The organism is Flavobacterium potami (genome assembly GCF_020026915.1).
In the GTDB taxonomy this organism is placed as follows: Bacteria; Bacteroidota; Bacteroidia; order Flavobacteriales; family Flavobacteriaceae; genus Flavobacterium; species Flavobacterium potami.
In genome coordinates, this window is the sequence record NZ_JAINUY010000008.1 from 111607 (window position 1) to 128543 (window position 16937).

A 16937-nucleotide genomic window follows, 5' to 3' on the forward strand; every position below is an offset into this window, starting at 1 on the left:
TAATTCGTGAATTCGTGGCTTATAATTTACACGAACAATTATCAGAACAACAAAAGGAGCACTAAACAACTTCTCAAATTAATTAATATCGATTATATTTGCAGTTGTTCAAAATGAATATTACTTAATATCAATTATATATAAAAATGAAACACACAAAAGTTAGAGACTTATTAAACAGTACGACGACGTTACAGGAAGTGAATGCAAAAGGTTGGGTGAGAACTTTTAGAAATAATCAGTTCATCGCTTTAAATGACGGTTCTACAATTAATAATATTCAATGTGTTGTTGATTTTGAAAATACACCAGAAGAAACTTTAAAAAGAATCACTACTGGAGCTGCCGTTTCTGTAATTGGAACTTTGGTTGAAAGTAAAGGTGCTGGTCAGAAATACGAAATTCAGGTTTCTAAATTGGAAATTCTTGGAGATTCTGATGCTGAGAAATTCCCAATGCAACCTAAAAAACACTCTTTAGAATTTTTACGTGAAAACGCTCACTTGCGCGTACGTACAAATGCTTTTGGTGCGATTATGCGTGTGCGTTCGGTATTGTCTTATGCGGTTCACAGCTATTTCCAACAAAAAGGTTTCGTTTATGTAAACACGCCAATCATTACTGGAGCTGATGCTGAAGGTGCTGGAGAAATGTTCCAAGTAACATCTTTGCCACTTGACAATCTTCCTAAAAATGAAGAAGGAAACATCGATTTCAAAAAAGATTTCTTCGGAAAACATACAAACCTTACAGTTTCTGGACAATTAGAAGGTGAAACTTTTGCAATGGCTTTGGGTCAGATTTATACTTTTGGACCAACGTTTAGAGCAGAAAACTCAAACACTTCTCGTCACTTGGCAGAATTCTGGATGATCGAGCCTGAAGTTGCTTTCAACGACTTGGATGACAACATGGATTTGGCTGAAGATTTTATTCAGTATGTAATTAAATATGCTTTAGACAACTGTAAAGACGATTTAGCTTTCTTAGAAGGAAGACTTTTGGAAGAAGAAAAATCAAAACCACAGGCAGAAAGAAGCGAAATGGCATTGTTGGAAAAACTAAACTTTGTTTTAGAAAACAACTTCAAACGTGTTTCTTATACTGAAGCAATCGACATTTTAAGAGATTCAACTCCAAATAAAAAGAAGAAATTCCAATACCTAATCACAGAATGGGGAGCGGATTTACAATCAGAACACGAGCGTTATTTAGTAGAAAAACACTTTAAATGTCCGGTAATTTTATACGATTACCCAGCAAACATTAAAGCGTTTTACATGCGTTTGAACGACAACACAGAACCAGGAAGAGAAACGGTTCGTGCCATGGATATCCTTTTCCCTGGAATTGGAGAAATCGTTGGTGGTTCTGAAAGAGAAGAGCGTTACGATGTTCTAGTTCAGAAAATGGAAGCACTTGGAATTGACAAAGAAGAATTATACTGGTACTTAGATACAAGAAGATTTGGTTCTGCAACACACGCAGGTTTCGGTTTAGGATTTGAGCGTTTGGTATTGTTTGTTACAGGAATGACAAACATTAGAGACGTAATTCCTTTCCCAAGAACTCCTGGAAGCGCGGAGTTTTAATCGATTAGTTTAAAATGTTTCAAGTTTCAGGTTTCAAGTTATTGGATCTTGAACTAAAATAATAATATTTGTTTCAGGTTTCAGGTTTCGAGTTGTAGCACGTTCTTCAACTTGAAACTTGAAACTTGAAACTTTTAACAAAAACAGATGCTAAAGCAATTTTTAAATTTAAAATTATCTCAAAAATTATCTCCACAGCAAATTCAGCTGATGAAGTTAATTCAATTGCCTACGCAAGCTTTTGAACAACGTTTATTAGAAGAAATGAACGAAAATCCGGCGCTTGAAGCTGGAAAAGAAGACGAATACGAAGCTGATGAATACGCTAATGACGACTACGACGATTATGATGATAATGAATCTGACAGAATCGAAGCAGACGACATTAACATCGATGAATACTTAAGCGACGACGATACGCCTGATTATAAAACTCAGGTAAACAATTACAGTGATGACGAAGAACGCGAAACACCTTTTGCGGCTCCGATTAGTTTTCATCAGGATTTAATCAATCAGTTGAATACTTTTATTTTGAATGATGAAGAGCGCGAAATCGCTGAGTTCTTAGTAGGAAGTATCGATGACATGGGTTATATCCGCAGAAGCATTCCAGACATTGTTGACGATATGGCCTTCACTCAGGGAATTTACACTGATGAAGCAATGGTCGAAAAAATGATGACGGTAATTCACGAATTAGAGCCTTCGGGAGTTGGTGCGCGCGATTTGCAGGAATGTTTATTGCTTCAATTAAAGCACAAAACACCGACCGAATATGTTGATTTAGCAATTGACATTATCGAAAATCAGTTTGATGCTTTTACGAAGAAACATTATGATAAACTTTTACAGAAATACAGCATTTCGAACGAACAGCTTAAAAAAGCAATTCACGAAATTGAACGTTTGAATCCAAAACCAGGTGGCTCTTTTACAGGAAATAATAAAGTTACCGAAAATGTTGTCCCAGACTTCGCAATCAGAATTGTTGACGGAGAATTGGAACTGACTTTAAACGGCCGTAATGCTCCTTCTCTACACGTTTCTAAAGATTATCAGGAAATGATGCAGACGTATAAAGAATCTCGTGATAAATCGACTGCTCAAAAAGATGCGGTTCAGTTTATCAAACAAAAACTGGATTCAGCAAAATGGTTTATCGATGCGATCAGACAGCGTCAGGAAACGCTTTTTGTAACCATGAATGCGATTATGCATTATCAAGAAGAATATTTCTTAGACGGCGACGAAACCAAACTAAAACCAATGATCTTAAAAGACATTGCAGATATGGTTGGTTTGGATATTTCGACGATTTCGCGTGTGGCAAACAGCAAATATGTGGAAACTCCATACGGAACAAAACTTATTAAAGAATTCTTCTCTGAAGCAATGAAAAACGATCAAGGAGAAGATGTTTCTACTCTTGAAATCAAAAAAATTCTTCAAAATACAATTGAGGAAGAAGATAAAAGAAAACCTCTTCCAGACGATCAATTGGCCGAAATCTTAAAAGAAAAAGGATATCCAATTGCTAGAAGAACAATTGCAAAATATCGTGAACAACTTGATATTCCGGTAGCGAGAATGAGAAAGAAAATCTAATTTTCTTTTTAAACCATATAAGAAACATAAGTTCATTTAAAAGGAAACCCCGACAAATTAAATCTGTCGGGGTTCTTTTTTTTCTCTTCCTCACATCTTCCACATCTTCCACATTTTCCCTATTTCCATATTTTGATATTTCACATCCTAAACTGGACTGAAGTCCAGCCCTACAATATGGTATGTTCCTCCGGAACCAGAAAAGAGCCGGAGGCTCTATGTATATTGTAGGGCCGGACTTCAGTCCGGTTGACACCGTTGATACGGTTGACACGGATTTCACAATTTTCACGATTTACACAATTTACGTGTTCTACACGAGTTGTCTTGATTATTATGTTACCCTATTTAAATTATTCAACAAACACAAAAAAACCCGACAGGTTTTTAAAACCTGTCGGGTTAACTCTAATATCAATAAAGTCTTTATTTATATTGATCTGGCTGAATCTTCACATCAAATAAAAATGCTTTCTTTTTATCGCTGTAATGATAAATCAAATCATAATCGTTGTCTCTAAAAACCTGTAATCCTGGATTTGCTTTTGCTGTGCTGATCAAGCTTTTTTCAATTTCTTCTTTAATCACATTTACCTCAGCGGTTTCTTTTGCAACATTCAATAAAGTTAAATTATACTGAACCACTCTTGTCTCTGGAAGACTTACACTGTCTAAACGCATTCCTTCTTGGATATTTAATGGACAACTTTTATTGTATTTCGCAACCAATTCTGCCACTTCTGTATTTACTTCTTCGGCATTTTCGTCAAGATAAAACTGAAAATAAGCTACTAAAGCAACTGCAATTCCAATTAATACTAATAATAAAATGGTTGACTTTCTCATATTGAGCTTATAAATTGATTATTGAATTTATTTTTCCTGATTTTTTTTCATGGCATTAAAATACGCTGCACGGCTAAGTGGCTCATATTCTTCGGTTTCTCCAAGCATTACCAATTTATCATTTGCAGTTTTTCTAAAACTATAATTCGCTAGGTTTCCAGTTCTGGTGCAAACGGCATGAACTTTCGTTACATATTCTGCAGTTGCCATTAGTCCGGGCATTGGTCCAAACGGATTTCCTTTAAAATCCATATCCAAACCAGCCACAATTACACGGATTCCCTGATTGGCTAGATCATTACAAACGGTAATAATTTCGTCATCAAAAAACTGAGCTTCGTCAATACCAATTACATCACAACCTTGTGCCAAAATCAAAATATTGGCAGCTGCCGGAACTGGCGTAGAGCGAATTTCGTTGGCATCATGAGACACTACCATTTCGTCATGATAGCGGGTATCAATAGCGGGTTTGAAGATTTCAACTCTTTGTTTGGCAAATTGAGCGCGTTTTAATCTACGAATCAGCTCTTCGGTTTTACCCGAAAACATTGATCCACAAATAACTTCAATCCACCCAAATTGTTCTTTGTGATTTACTGTATTTTCGAGAAACATTTTGTATTTTTCTGCCTTTAAAAATGAATAGTTTTTATTACTTTGTACTGGTAATAAATCGACGTAAAAATGTGTTGTTTTACATTTTTTCAAAAGTAGAAAATTTTTATCAAATCGTAAATTTGCGAAAGCTTATTAACAGAAATAAAAAATTATCTTTTGATTTTCCCTTATAAATAAAGACATTCAGACATTAAATACACTAAAATACCTTATTCACTATAATTTCAACAGTTATGAAAAAAAAATTGGAAGCCGATTTAATCAGCATTGCACATCGAATTTTAAAACTTAAGAACAAATCCGATATCAATCAATTGTACCTTGAAACTCAGAGATTATACGAGAAATTAGCGGTATTAAAATTTGTAGAAGAGAATTTCGACGCTGCAAAACCAACAATTGGTCAAAACGATATTACTTCAGAATTGGAAACGATTTTTGATAAAGAACAAGAAGTAATTCCATCTTTAATCGAAAATGAAGCGCCGACTGCTGAAAATGTAATTGCGCTTGAAGAAACATACGAACCTGAAATTTCAGAAGAAAAACCAGCAGAAGTTGTTGAAACTGCTGAAACAATTGTCGAAGAAATTCCAGAACCAATCGTTGTTGAAGCTGAAGAAGTAGTCGAAGAAACTATTGAACCAATTGCTGCAGAAATAGAAGAACCAGTAATTGAAGAAACTGCCGAACCAATCGTTGCCGAAATTATAGAACCAGAAATCGAAAAAGTTGAAGAACCGAAAAGTGCTCTTGACGAACTTTCGTTCACAACGGTAAATGATTTGAAACCAATTCCAGATTTCAAACCCGCTTTTGAATTGGAAACGGAAGAAATAAAAGAAGAAGTTAAGGAAGAACCAAAAAAGCCAAATTCTTCAATGCCTACAATACAATTTGAAGATTTTGGATTGAATTATGCCGATGCTCAGTTTGTAAAAGTAGACAATTTTGAAGCTATTCCTCCTGTAAAAACACCTTCGATAAATGATTTTGTAGCAGAAAAAAAGGAAGAGAAAACAGAAGTAAAAAAAGTAGAAACTGCTATTCTGGAAACTCCTGCGCAAGTAAAACCAGTAAGTTTAAACGAAAAACTGGCAAGAGGTTTTCATATTGATTTGAATGACAGAATTGCATTCACTAAAAATCTTTTTGGAAATAGCACAGAAGATTACAGCCGTGTTTTAAATCAACTCTTAACTTTTGATTCGTATGCAGAAGCAAAGGAATTTATTGAAAACATGGTAAAACCAGATTACAACAACTGGGAAGGAAAAGACGATTACGCAGAACGTTTTCTTGGAATTATCGAGAAAAAATTCTCTTAAAACAAAACACAGATTAGCACCAATTTTTTCTCTGTACAATTTTTAAAGTTTTAGAATTTGTGCCAATTCGTGCCAATTCGTGCAATTCGTGCAATTCGTGCAATTCGTGTTAAAATTATCAAACTAAATTATGTCCAAATTATATATCGTTCCAACGCCAATTGGCAATCTTGAAGACATGACTTTTAGAGCCATTCGGGTTTTGAAAGAAGTCGATTTGATTTTGGCGGAAGACACACGCACCAGTGGAAAACTGTTGAAGCATTTTGAAATTGGCACGCACATGCACAGCCATCACATGCACAACGAACATAAAACAACCGAGAATTTAATTGCTCGTTTGAAAGCTGGAGAAACTATCGCTTTGATTTCAGACGCTGGAACTCCAGCTATTTCAGATCCTGGATTTTTATTGACTCGCGCTTGCGTTGAAAATAAAATCGAGGTCGAATGTCTTCCTGGAGCAACGGCTTTTGTTCCCGCTCTTGTAAACAGCGGACTCCCAAATGACAAATTTGTTTTTGAAGGTTTTCTTCCTGATAAAAAAGGACGTCAAACTCGTTTTTTGGCTTTAGCCGAAGAAACTCGAACGATGATTTTATACGTTTCACCGCATAAACTCGTTAAAACTTTAAGTGAATTTGTTCAATACTTTGGAGAAGACAGACAAGTTTGCGTTTCTCGTGAATTATCAAAATTGCACGAGGAAAACGTTCGTGGAACTGCCAAAGAAGTTTTAGCTCATTTTGAAAAAACCGCACCAAGAGGAGAAATCGTAGTTGTTGTTGCGGGAAAAACAATCGAGAAAGAAGCCAAAAAAAGTAAATATTCAAAAGACGAAGAAGAAGACTAAATAATTATTTCAGCCACGAATTACACAAATTTCCACGAATTAAATTAGTGTAATTGGTGTAATTCGTGGCAAAAAAATCCAACCATAATCATGAGCATTCAAGCCTTTTTAGAAAAAGTAAAACAAACTCCAACACAAATCACATTTCCTGAAACTATTGCAGTAATTGAAGAAAACTACAACTTTACTCCAACTGCTTTTCAAAACGGAACACAACATAACGCAGCAGGCGAAAATTCTGGTTCTTGCAAATTATTTTCTTTCGCAAAATTGCAGAATTTAAGCAAAGAAGAAACATTAGCTTGTTTTGGAGCTTTTTATTTTGAAGAAGTTTTAGGCGATCCAAACGGAACAAATCACCAAAACATTAGAAATTTCATCAACTTAGGTTGGGATGGAATTCAGTTTGAAGGAAATGCTTTGGAAGCGAAATAATTTTAGATTTCAGATTGTAGATTTTAGATATTTAAATTCTACATCTTGAAACCATCAAACTTTGTCAAAGTTTAAAACTTTGACAAAGTTGAAGGCTAATATTCTGCCACAAATTACACAAATTCTCACAAATTAAATTGGCGAGAATTTGTGTAATTTGTGGTTAAAAAAAACATTGAATTCCTTTTAATCAGTGACAAAACAAAAAAATTACCAGTTGAGATTAAACGATTTCCAAAATCTAAAATCTAAAAATCAAAAATCTACAATTAAAAAATGCGCTGGACATTAAAACCAAAACCATCTGAAGAAAAAGTCAAACATTTGGCACAAGCTCTAAATGTAGAAGATTTTGTAGCAACACTTTTAATTCAGCGAGGAATTGAAACTTTTGATGAAGCGAAGAATTTCTTTCGCCCGTCTTTAGAACATCTGCACGATCCGTATTTAATGAAAGATATGGACAAAGCCGTTGCCAGAATCGAACAAGCCATTGAAAATCAAGAAAACATTTTGGTTTTTGGCGATTATGATGTCGACGGAACAACAGCGGTTTCTTTGGTTTCTTCGTATTTAAAATCGCATTATCCAAATATTGCTACTTATATCCCTGATCGTTATGATGAAGGTTATGGTATTTCGTATAAAGGAATTGACTACGCAGACGACAACGGAATTTCTTTAATTATCGCTCTCGACTGCGGAATCAAATCGATTGATCATATCGCTTACGCGAAAGCAAAAAACATCGGCTTTATTGTTTGTGACCACCACCGTCCGGGAGAATTTCTTCCTGATGCTGTTGCCGTTTTAGATCCAAAAAGAGAAGACTGCTCCTACCCTTACGACGAATTATGCGGTTGCGGAGTTGGATTTAAATTGATTCAAGCTTTAGGGCAGAATAGAAATGAAACGATAGAAGATTTAGTTCCCTATCTGGATTTGGTGGCTACTGCAATTGCCGCCGACATCGTCCCGATTACAGGAGAAAATCGTGTTTTAGCCCATTTCGGATTGAAAGTTATCAATAGCGAACCAAGACCCGGAATTAAAGCTTTAACGCATCAAGTAAAAAAGAAAGTGCTCGACATTACGGATGTCGTTTTTATTATTTCGCCAAGAATTAATGCTGCAGGAAGAATCAAACACGGAAATCATGCTGTAGAATTATTAACCGAATTCAATTTTGAACAAGCACAGCAATTCGCTTCAGAAATTGAACAATATAACGCAGACCGAAAAGATTTAGACAAAAAAATTACCAAAGAAGCTTTTCAGCAAATTATAGAAAACAACGAAGAAGAACGTTTTTCAACCGTTGTTTTTCAAGAAGATTGGCACAAAGGCGTAATCGGAATTGTAGCTTCAAGATTAATTGAAACCTATTATCGTCCGACTTTAGTTTTTACTAAAAGCGGAGACAAATATGCCGCTTCTGCCCGATCTGTAAAAGGATTTGATGTTTATAATGCGCTTGACGCCTGCTCTGAACATTTAGAACAATTTGGAGGTCACATGTACGCTGCCGGAATGACTTTAAAAGCTGAGAATTATAATGCTTTTAAAGCCGCTTTCGAGAAATGCGTAGAATCGACAATATTACCAGAAATGCGTGTTCCAGAAATCGAAATTGATGCCGAAATCAATTTTTCTGATATTACACCAAAATTAATTCGAATCTTAAAACAATTTGAACCATTTGGCCCGCAAAATATGACACCCGTTTTTATGACTTCTGATGCGATTGATACAGGTTATGCTAAAACTTTAGGCGCAGAAGAAGAACATTTAAGGCTTTTTGCAAAACAAAATAACTCCGATGGAATCGCTGCAATTGGTTTCGGATTAGGAAAAAAAATAAATATTGTAAAAAATCAAAATCCGTTTCAACTGGCATTTACAATTGCCGAAAACGAATGGAACGGAACTGTTTCAACACAGCTTATGCTGAAAGACATTAGAACAAATGGAAGAAATTAAATCAACTAAGCGAGATCCGTATCAAGCGCTTCGATACAGAGAATTCAACGTATTTTTATTATTGCGTTTTGCAATGGTTTTTGCCTGGTCGATGCAATTTATTGTAATTGAATGGGAAGTTTACAGCTTAACTAAAAACCCGCTTTCATTAGGAATTATTGGTTTAATGGAAATTATTCCCGCTGTTTCAATGTCATTGTTTGCTGGACATATAGTAGACCAGAGAGAAAAGAAAAGCTTATTGGTAAAATGTATTTTTGGCTTTTCGGTAATTAGTTTTGGGCTTTTCTTATTGACTTGGCCAAAAGTAGTTGGAGGTTGGTCTACGCATCTCATTTTGTATTCCATTTACGCTTTAGTATTTTTTGGCGGAATCGTTCGTTCTTTTATGGGACCTACTATTTTCTCTCTTCTATCCTTAATCATTCCTAAAAAAGTATATCCAAATGCTGCCACTTGGAGTAGTTCGGTTTGGCAAATTGGAGCGGTTATGGGACCAGCTTTGGCGGGTTTCTCTATTAACTGGATTGGTGTTCACTGGTCTATGTGTTTGGTTTTCGGGTTTTCAATTCTTTCTTTGATTGCCTTGTCTCAAATCAGTCAAAAACCAATCATAAATCCGAAAATGGGAGAATCTATGAAAGACAGTCTTATGGAGGGTATAACTTTTGTATTTAAGAATAAAATCGTTCTCGGGGCATTATCGCTTGATATGATTGCAGTACTTTTTGGAGGTGCTGTCGCCTTATTGCCCGTTTTTGCACAAGATATCTTAAAAGTGGGTTCTGAAGGTTTCGGAATTTTGAGAGCTGCTCCTGCTGTGGGTGCTTTTATCACGATGTTGGTTTCGGCTTATGTGCCTTTGTATGAAAATGCAGGAAAGAAACTTTTAATCGCCATTTTTGTTTTCGGATTATCTATCATTCTATTTGGATTATCGACTTATTTCTGGCTTTCTGTTTTCGCGTTATTCTTAAGCGGATTGGCTGATGGAATTTCTGTTGTAATCCGTCAGACTATTTTACAGTTAAAAACTCCAGATCATATGCGTGGACGTGTTGGTGCCGTAAACTCCATTTTTGTTGGATCTTCAAACGAATTAGGCGCTTTTGAAAGTGGTGCAACTGCCAAATTAATGGGCGCGGTTACTTCTGTTGTTTTTGGAGGAAGTGTTACGCTTTTGACAGTAGTTTTCACTGCATTGAAATCTCCAACTTTTAGAAATTTAGATTTGAAAAGAGATATGGATGATCATCAAAAATTAGAGTAAATTAATTTGTTTAAACCATACCCGTTATTTAAACACATAGAAACATAGATTTTTTATTGCTTCTGTTTAAGATTATAGAAAAAGCAAGCTTTAACACATAGCTCTATGTACAATATTCTACGTGAAACACCTTAAATTGATCCCCTAAAAGCCACATTTCTATGTGTTAAAAATAGTTTCACCCAACATCTTAAGACATATAAATTTTTCAAAGAATTTCAATCTCTATAAATGAAATTATTAGCAACCATTTTATTTCTTACTATTTCGCTTTTCGCGAAAGGACAAAACCTTTACGTCAAAACTTACGGAAACGAAAAGAATAAAACCATCATTTTTATTCATGGTGGACCAAGTGGTAATGCGACTTTGTTTGAAGGAACAACGGCTCAAAAACTCGCCGATCAAGGTTTTTATGTAATTGCTTACGATCGAAGAGGCGAAGGAAGATCTGCAGATCCAAATGCAAAATTTACTTATGAAGAAGCTTTTCAGGATTTGAATGCGATTTATAAAAAATATCATTTAAAGAAAGTCGTTATTTTGGGTCATAGTTTTGGCGGTTTGGTGGCGACACTTTATACCAATAAGTATCCGCAAAATGTGAGCGCTTTGGTTTTGGCTGGCGCTTTGTTTTCTCAACAAGAAACGTATGATCATATTTTAAATACGCTGAAGAAAAAATACAGAAACGATTCTGAACAATTGAAGAAAATAAGTATTGTAGAAAACCTAAATAAAAATTCTGCCGAATATAGAAAAGGATGTTACGAACTTGCAGGTGAAAATGGCTTTTTTAAAATGCCAAAGCCAACCGCAGCATCTAAAAAACTATATGCAGATTACGAAGCTGGAAAATTCTATAAAACCAATATTCGAAATAAAAATGCACCTTTAGTTTTTTATCAAAACGAGAAACAAAACAACATTGACAGCAGACCAATTTTAAAAAAAATCAAATCTGCTGGAGTTCCTATTTACGGAATTTACGGAAAAGAGGATGGCGTTTTTTCATCGGATCAAATTAATTCTTTGAAAGCTATAACTGGCGAGAAACACTTTGTTTTCCTTGATAATTGTTCTCATTATTTATTTGTTGACCAACAGGCAGATTTTCTTTCTAACCTAAAAAAGTGGCTAAAATAATGGTCAAGTTTCATTAAAAGAGCGAATTCAAAAGCACCACTTAAACAACTCAAAACCAATTATTAATGATATTTTTTGGCTTTTTTTTATGCTTTTGTTAATCAACTATTAATACAAACTGGTTGTATCTTTGTGGCCTAAAAAAAATGCCATGAAGGACATTGAACAGATATACCGAAACGATTTTGGAATTTCATTTTATTGGAAGGAAGGCAACGAAATTATATCAGATAAAATTCAGCTGCTTTTTAAACAAATGGGATTTTATTTTTCAGTTGAGGAGTTAAATGAATTTCACGATCTAATTGAAGACTGCGTAACAGATCAAAACAATTCTGACACAAGCGGTGTAAAACGCGCTTTCGATAAATTTTTATTGAAGACACCCTATGTTGCTATAGATTTAGAAATATCACCAATTGAATTAAACTCTATAAAAGACTTAGTTGATGGCTCTTTATTCCGACTTCATCTCAACGAATATATTTACGGTTCTGGAATGAACTAAAATAGCTCTTTCTATTATACTTTACAGATTCACACATTTTATACCATTTAGTGATATTGGCTGGATGAAAAGATTTTTCAAACTTTTATGATTTTTTTATTTAGAATTAATTTAAATAATATTTATATTTGTTGAAATAAAAGGATTTACGATGAGAGAAATTGAACAAATATATCATAATAACTTTGGGATAGCTTTTTACTGGAAAGATCACAACACTACGATTTCAGACAAAGTACAATTGGTTTTTAAGGAAACTGGTTTTTATTTTACTGTTCAGGAATTGAATCTTTTCTGCGATTTGATTGAAGATAGTATGATTGAAAATGCTTGTTGTGAAGCCTGCGAAATGAAATATTCTTGCCATAAGTTTTTATTGAAAACTCCATGCAATTCAATAGATTTAGCTGTAAACATGACCGAATTAAAGTCGATTAAAGATTTAGTAGAAGGTTCTTTATTTAAAATCGAGCTAGACGAATATGTTTATGGAGTTGGCATGAATTAAGAAACATTCTAAATATTTTAACAACATTTTTTCATTATTGAAATATATTTTGATTCCATTCAAAAAAAAGTATATTTACAGCAATGAAAAAAACTGTATTTATACTTACGATTATCTTTTTGACAATCTTCGTTGTCAGTTGTACCAATAAATCAGAAGAATATATTGATCCGCGTGGCACTGATTATGCAGGTTCTGAAAGTTGTGTGCAATGTCACAAAACACAGTCGGAAATGGCATTTCAAAGTTCCCATTTCAAAGCAACTGCACCAGCGATCTTAGAAAATGTTTCCGGAGATTTCGATTCTAAAAATCATACTTTTATTTACGACAAAGACACCAAACTGGTCATGGAGAAACATGGCGACAGTTTGTATCAGGTCTTATACAAAAACGGAAAAGAAACTGCCAGATATAAATTTGAAATTGTGTTTGGAGCCAAACATGCACAGACATCTGTTTATTGGAGAGAAAATAATACTTACGAACTACCTGTTTCTTTTTACCATTCTATAAATAATTGGGCCACAAGTCCCGGATTTCCAGCAGACAAACCCTATTTTGATCGTATGGTAGTTAAAGATTGTTATGCTTGTCATAGTTCGAACATTAGTTCTAGAGTTGTGAATCAAAGTTCTGCGGAGAAAAATTTCATGTCTATGGATGTGGAAGATGTTATTAATAAAAAAACAATCGTATACGGAATTGACTGTGAACGCTGCCACGGACCTGCAAAAAAACACGTTGAGTTTCATTTAAAAAATCCGAATGTAAAGGTTGCCAATAGCATAACAAATCTTAAAGCATTAAGCAGACAACAAAGACTCGACGCATGCGCATTATGCCACGCAGGAAATGACGGAATGAAATTAAAATCACGTTTTGACTTTAAACCTGGTGATAATCTATCGGAGTTCTTTCGTGAAACAAGAAGTATCACAGATACTGCAAAATTTGACGTTCATGGAAATCAGTTTCGCTTAATGGCTCAAAGCAAATGTTTTGTTAATAGCGAAAAAATGGATTGCATTACCTGTCATAATCCACATGAAAATGCTTCTAAAAACATGGCCTCTTATTCCAAAATTTGCATGAGTTGTCATCAGAGTTTAAAACACAAGGAAACGACGCTTAAAATAATGCCAGAGAAATTATTAGCCAGCAATTGCGTAGAATGTCATATGCCAAAAAAGGCTTCGAACGCGATTAGTTTTCAGCTTTCAAACAGCAAACAGTTGTCGAATTACATTTTAAGAACGCACAAAATAGGAATTTATCCGAATGCGAAAAAATAATTATTTTTTGAATTCGTGAAGTTCGAATTTATCTCCGTCAAAAACACCGTAAGTAAAATATCCGATCCAATCGCCGAGATTAACATATTCTGAATTCTCTCCAACAGAGCGAATCATAGGTAAATGACGATGCCCGAAAACAAAATAATTATAATGTTTGGTTTCCAACTTTCGTTTTGCGTACAAAATCAGCCATTCTTTTTCTTCGCCTAAAAACTTAATGTCTTCATCTCCAGAAATCAATTTATTTTTTACTGATAAATATTGCGCTAAACTAACGCCAACATCAGGATGTAGCCAACGAAAAAGCCATTTAGAAAACGGATTGGTAAATACCTTTTTCATTCGTTTGTACCCTTTATCGCCAGGACCTTTTCCGTCTCCGTGACCAATTAAAAAAGTTTTTCCGTTAAAAGTAAATTCTTTGTTGTCATGATAAACCGGAATATTCAATTCGGTTTCAAAATAATCATTCATCCAAAGATCATGATTTCCAACAAAAAAGTAAATCGGGATTCCGCTGTCGCGAATTTCGGCCAGTTTTCCTAAGATTCGAACAAAACCTTTAGGAACAACGGTTTTATATTCAAACCAAAAATCAAACAAATCTCCTAAAAGAAAAATAGCTTCTGCATCTTCCTTAATTTCATCTAACCAAGCCACGAATTTCTTTTCGCGTGGCAAACTCAATTCTGGAGTTGGCGCACCAAAATGCTGATCTGAAGCAAAATATATTTTTTTCATTATTGTGAGATGTGAGATGTGAGATGCAAAAACATTTCACTTTTGACTTTCGACTTTCGCCTTTTTGACTAATTAAAGATTATCAGAAGCATACCATTCTGCAAAAGAAGATTCTGTTTCCTGAAGTTTAAGTGAGAAAAGAGAAATTCCTTCTGGAAGTCTTGCTACAATTCTTTCAGCAAAATCAACTACCATATTTTCGCTTGTTGGCTGATAATCTACTAAAATTACGTGATGTCCGCGGTTTTTCAATTCTGCTGCCAATTCAACATGCGGAGTAGTTTGATTGAAAACCGTTGCGTGATCAAATTGATCGACGATTTCTTCTTTTACAATCTTCTTTAGGTCAGAAAAGTCAATTACCATTCCGTATTTCACATTCGATCGGTCTGTAATTGGCGAGCCAATAACCGTTACCGATAATTTATAACTGTGTCCGTGAACGTTCTTGCATTTTCCGTCGTAACCGTACAAAGCGTGGCCAGTTTCGAAGCTAAATTGTTTTGTAATTCTGATATTACTCATCGATGTTTAATTTTAAGCTTGCAAATTTACAAATTAATAACCGTTTTTGTCTCTTTTTTTAGCTCTGTTATACATCCAAAAAGCAATTCCAACCAAAAGCAGAAACGGAATAAAGGTTCCAATTACCACGCCGATTTCATAACTGCTATCTGGCGCGTTCTTGATTTTTTCAGCAACATCTACTTTTTGAAATAGGGAAATAATATTCATCTTAAATTATTTTATGTTTAAACACATAGAAACATAGATTTTTATCGCTTTTAAAAGTTTATGGAAAAAGCTAGCTTTCACACATAGACTATGTGTATGTATGAAAGTGAAACGTCTTTAGCATAATGAAAACTATGTTTCTATGTGTTAAAATTTTATTTTTTAAATTGATGCAAAGCCGATTTTGTAAAATCGGACAAGACCAATCTTCCTGTAATTGCGGCACGTTCAAAAAGTAAAGATTCCCAAGTTTCTGTTCCTTCCCAGATAATTTTTTTCATTTCGTACAACGCTTCAGGATTGTACGAACTTAATTTTAAAGCAAAACTTTCTACCTCAGCATCTAAATTTTCAGCTTCAGATAAAACAGAAAAAAGTCCTTTTTGAAAAGCCCAATCTGCCGATTTCCATTCATGCCCTGACAATGTCATTTCGGTCATTGCTGTTTTTCCGATTTTTCTCGAAACAGCTGGTTCTATTACAAAAGGGCCAATTCCGATTGCCAATTCTGATAATTTAATATCGCTCTGCGGAGTAGCAAAAACATAATCGCAGGCCGAAATAATTCCAACTCCGCCTCCTACTGCTTTTCCTTGTACACGACCAATAATAAGTTTACTGCAATTTCGCATGGCATTTAGCAAATGTGCAAAACCAGAAAAAAATTCCAAACCTTGTTCTTCGTTTTCTACTTTTAATAATTCGTCAAAAGAAGCACCAGAACAAAAGGTTTTGTTTCCTTCACTTTTCAAAACAATAACCGAAACATCTTCTTTTCTGCTCAAAGAATTAATTTCGGAAGTCAAACGATCCAATAAATCACGCGGAAAAGAATTACTTGCAGGATGTCCAAATTGCACTGTTGCTATTTTATTTTGAAAGGAAGTTTCTAAGCTTCCATTTGCATTTTCTAAACTCATAAAAAAAGATTTAAAGGTAAAGTTACGCTTTTGAAAAATTATATTCCTGAAACTCGCCGAAATTTGTTTTTTGAAAATTATTTGACTTTATTTGTTTAAACATTTGGGGGATTAGCTCATTTGGCTAGAGTACTTGCCTGGCAGGCAAGGGGTGACCGGTTCGAATCCGGTATTCTCCACGAATAATTCAAAAATACCCAAACAGATATCGATTCTGCTTGGGTATTTTTTTTACGGCATTCTCCACAAAACAATAAACCCGACAGGTTTTTAAAACCTGTCGGGTTTATTATAAATTACCAAGCTTATTTCTCATTTGCAGAATCTTCTGCATTTACATCGTCTTTCTCTTTCTTTTTGAAATCGTTATTCAATAAGTTTTCCAATTTCTTTTTTTCTTTTAGGTTTTTTCTAATTGTTAAGATTATCAAAATCACAACCAAGACTAGCACACCTCCTATTATGTTCCAATTAACATCCATAATTTAAATTTTAATTAAATATAAAAATTTAAAGTATTTAGCGTATTATCAAAAGGTTAAGTGTTA

General features: G+C 34.5%; 18 protein-coding genes and 1 tRNA gene. 12 read left to right on the forward strand and 7 right to left on the reverse strand.

The window, feature by feature from the left end; translation table 11 throughout:
* The first annotated feature begins 146 nt into the window (after nt 1–146).
* Complete coding sequence (gene asnS, locus K6T82_RS21075; protein ID WP_223710341.1) at nt 147–1592, forward strand: asparagine--tRNA ligase; 1446 nt, start codon at nt 147–149, stop codon at nt 1590–1592.
* Nucleotides 1593–1739: 147 nt separating this feature from the next.
* Nucleotides 1740–3200, forward strand: coding sequence for an RNA polymerase factor sigma-54 (rpoN, locus tag K6T82_RS21080; protein WP_223710343.1), 1461 nt, complete (start codon nt 1740–1742; stop codon nt 3198–3200).
* A 426-nt stretch (nt 3201–3626) separates the two neighbouring features.
* On the opposite strand, the gene K6T82_RS21085 is transcribed toward rpoN, so the two are convergent.
* Nucleotides 3627–4046 carry a hypothetical protein gene (locus K6T82_RS21085; RefSeq protein WP_223710345.1) on the reverse strand — a complete coding sequence of 140 codons (420 nt, stop codon included), beginning with the start codon at nt 4044–4046 and terminating at the stop codon, nt 3627–3629.
* Between the two features lie 27 nt (nt 4047–4073).
* Nucleotides 4074–4664, reverse strand: coding sequence for a thymidine kinase (locus tag K6T82_RS21090; protein WP_095928508.1), 591 nt, complete (start codon nt 4662–4664; stop codon nt 4074–4076).
* Between the two features lie 236 nt (nt 4665–4900).
* Between K6T82_RS21090 and K6T82_RS21095 the strand changes: the two genes are divergently transcribed.
* The 9 genes from K6T82_RS21095 to K6T82_RS21135 all read left to right on the forward strand — a co-directional run bounded on the left by K6T82_RS21095 (nt 4901) and on the right by K6T82_RS21135 (nt 13990).
* On the forward strand, nt 4901–5995 hold the full coding sequence (locus K6T82_RS21095) for a hypothetical protein (protein ID WP_223710347.1): 1095 nt from the start codon (nt 4901–4903) through the stop codon (nt 5993–5995).
* A 130-nt stretch (nt 5996–6125) separates the two neighbouring features.
* Nucleotides 6126–6848, forward strand: coding sequence for a 16S rRNA (cytidine(1402)-2'-O)-methyltransferase (gene rsmI / locus K6T82_RS21100; protein WP_223710349.1), 723 nt, complete (start codon nt 6126–6128; stop codon nt 6846–6848).
* A 90-nt stretch (nt 6849–6938) separates the two neighbouring features.
* The gene (locus K6T82_RS21105; protein WP_008465164.1) at nt 6939–7283 is read left to right on the forward strand and encodes a HopJ type III effector protein; all 345 of its coding nucleotides are present in this window, start codon (nt 6939–6941) and stop codon (nt 7281–7283) included.
* 276 nt (nt 7284–7559) lie between these two features.
* Nucleotides 7560–9263 carry a single-stranded-DNA-specific exonuclease RecJ gene (gene recJ, locus K6T82_RS21110; RefSeq protein ID WP_223710351.1) on the forward strand — a complete coding sequence of 568 codons (1704 nt, stop codon included), beginning with the start codon at nt 7560–7562 and terminating at the stop codon, nt 9261–9263.
* Nucleotides 9250–10533 (forward strand): MFS transporter, encoded by a 1284-nt coding sequence (locus K6T82_RS21115; RefSeq protein WP_223710353.1) that lies wholly within the window; start codon nt 9250–9252, stop codon nt 10531–10533. The genes recJ and K6T82_RS21115 overlap by 14 nt, the downstream gene beginning before the upstream one ends.
* Before the next feature lie 231 nt (nt 10534–10764).
* Nucleotides 10765–11679: an alpha/beta fold hydrolase gene (locus tag K6T82_RS21120; RefSeq protein ID WP_223710355.1), complete on the forward strand. Its 915-nt coding sequence runs from the start codon at nt 10765–10767 to the stop codon at nt 11677–11679.
* A gap of 151 nt (nt 11680–11830) precedes the next feature.
* Nucleotides 11831–12187, forward strand: coding sequence for a hypothetical protein (locus K6T82_RS21125; protein WP_223710357.1), 357 nt, complete (start codon nt 11831–11833; stop codon nt 12185–12187).
* 151 nt (nt 12188–12338) lie between these two features.
* On the forward strand, nt 12339–12695 hold the full coding sequence (locus K6T82_RS21130; RefSeq protein ID WP_095928324.1) for a hypothetical protein: 357 nt from the start codon (nt 12339–12341) through the stop codon (nt 12693–12695).
* 83 nt (nt 12696–12778) lie between these two features.
* The gene (locus K6T82_RS21135) at nt 12779–13990 is read left to right on the forward strand and encodes a cytochrome c3 family protein (protein WP_223710359.1); all 1212 of its coding nucleotides are present in this window, start codon (nt 12779–12781) and stop codon (nt 13988–13990) included.
* Here the strand turns inward: K6T82_RS21135 and K6T82_RS21140 are convergent, their stop codons facing one another.
* The 4 genes from K6T82_RS21140 to K6T82_RS21155 form a co-directional block, all read right to left on the reverse strand.
* Entirely contained in the window at nt 13991–14734 is a 744-nt protein-coding gene (locus K6T82_RS21140) for a UDP-2,3-diacylglucosamine diphosphatase (protein WP_223710361.1), read from the reverse strand. It abuts the gene before it with no gap.
* 72 nt (nt 14735–14806) lie between these two features.
* On the reverse strand, nt 14807–15259 hold the full coding sequence (locus K6T82_RS21145; protein ID WP_223710363.1) for a 6-pyruvoyl trahydropterin synthase family protein: 453 nt from the start codon (nt 15257–15259) through the stop codon (nt 14807–14809).
* Between the two features lie 33 nt (nt 15260–15292).
* Nucleotides 15293–15469, reverse strand: coding sequence for a hypothetical protein (locus K6T82_RS21150; protein WP_223710365.1), 177 nt, complete (start codon nt 15467–15469; stop codon nt 15293–15295).
* Nucleotides 15470–15624: 155 nt separating this feature from the next.
* Nucleotides 15625–16389 carry an enoyl-CoA hydratase/isomerase family protein gene (locus K6T82_RS21155; RefSeq protein ID WP_223710368.1) on the reverse strand — a complete coding sequence of 255 codons (765 nt, stop codon included), beginning with the start codon at nt 16387–16389 and terminating at the stop codon, nt 15625–15627.
* Nucleotides 16390–16494: 105 nt separating this feature from the next.
* Between K6T82_RS21155 and K6T82_RS21160 the strand changes: the two genes are divergently transcribed.
* Nucleotides 16495–16568: transfer RNA gene (locus tag K6T82_RS21160), tRNA-Ala, on the forward strand.
* A 126-nt stretch (nt 16569–16694) separates the two neighbouring features.
* On the opposite strand, the gene K6T82_RS21165 is transcribed toward K6T82_RS21160, so the two are convergent.
* Nucleotides 16695–16871, reverse strand: a complete 177-nt coding sequence (locus K6T82_RS21165) for a hypothetical protein (protein WP_223710370.1) — start codon at nt 16869–16871, stop codon at nt 16695–16697.
* Between the last annotated feature and the right edge of the window lie 66 nt (nt 16872–16937).

What these genes read in the sequence shown, in the direction of transcription:
- asnS (WP_223710341.1), top strand. Translation starts at nt 147, where the DNA reads ATGAAACACACAAAAGTTAGAGACTTATTAAACAGTACGACGACGTTA.
- rpoN (WP_223710343.1), top strand. Translation starts at nt 1,740, where the DNA reads ATGCTAAAGCAATTTTTAAATTTAAAATTATCTCAAAAATTATCTCCA.
- K6T82_RS21085 (WP_223710345.1), bottom strand. Translation starts at nt 4,046, where the DNA reads ATGAGAAAGTCAACCATTTTATTATTAGTATTAATTGGAATTGCAGTT.
- K6T82_RS21090 (WP_095928508.1), bottom strand. Translation starts at nt 4,664, where the DNA reads ATGTTTCTCGAAAATACAGTAAATCACAAAGAACAATTTGGGTGGATT.
- K6T82_RS21095 (WP_223710347.1), top strand. Translation starts at nt 4,901, where the DNA reads ATGAAAAAAAAATTGGAAGCCGATTTAATCAGCATTGCACATCGAATT.
- rsmI (WP_223710349.1), top strand. Translation starts at nt 6,126, where the DNA reads ATGTCCAAATTATATATCGTTCCAACGCCAATTGGCAATCTTGAAGAC.
- K6T82_RS21105 (WP_008465164.1), top strand. Translation starts at nt 6,939, where the DNA reads ATGAGCATTCAAGCCTTTTTAGAAAAAGTAAAACAAACTCCAACACAA.
- recJ (WP_223710351.1), top strand. Translation starts at nt 7,560, where the DNA reads ATGCGCTGGACATTAAAACCAAAACCATCTGAAGAAAAAGTCAAACAT.
- K6T82_RS21115 (WP_223710353.1), top strand. Translation starts at nt 9,250, where the DNA reads ATGGAAGAAATTAAATCAACTAAGCGAGATCCGTATCAAGCGCTTCGA.
- K6T82_RS21120 (WP_223710355.1), top strand. Translation starts at nt 10,765, where the DNA reads ATGAAATTATTAGCAACCATTTTATTTCTTACTATTTCGCTTTTCGCG.
- K6T82_RS21125 (WP_223710357.1), top strand. Translation starts at nt 11,831, where the DNA reads ATGAAGGACATTGAACAGATATACCGAAACGATTTTGGAATTTCATTT.
- K6T82_RS21130 (WP_095928324.1), top strand. Translation starts at nt 12,339, where the DNA reads ATGAGAGAAATTGAACAAATATATCATAATAACTTTGGGATAGCTTTT.
- K6T82_RS21135 (WP_223710359.1), top strand. Translation starts at nt 12,779, where the DNA reads ATGAAAAAAACTGTATTTATACTTACGATTATCTTTTTGACAATCTTC.
- K6T82_RS21140 (WP_223710361.1), bottom strand. Translation starts at nt 14,734, where the DNA reads ATGAAAAAAATATATTTTGCTTCAGATCAGCATTTTGGTGCGCCAACT.
- K6T82_RS21145 (WP_223710363.1), bottom strand. Translation starts at nt 15,259, where the DNA reads ATGAGTAATATCAGAATTACAAAACAATTTAGCTTCGAAACTGGCCAC.
- K6T82_RS21150 (WP_223710365.1), bottom strand. Translation starts at nt 15,469, where the DNA reads ATGAATATTATTTCCCTATTTCAAAAAGTAGATGTTGCTGAAAAAATC.
- K6T82_RS21155 (WP_223710368.1), bottom strand. Translation starts at nt 16,389, where the DNA reads ATGAGTTTAGAAAATGCAAATGGAAGCTTAGAAACTTCCTTTCAAAAT.
- K6T82_RS21165 (WP_223710370.1), bottom strand. Translation starts at nt 16,871, where the DNA reads ATGGATGTTAATTGGAACATAATAGGAGGTGTGCTAGTCTTGGTTGTG.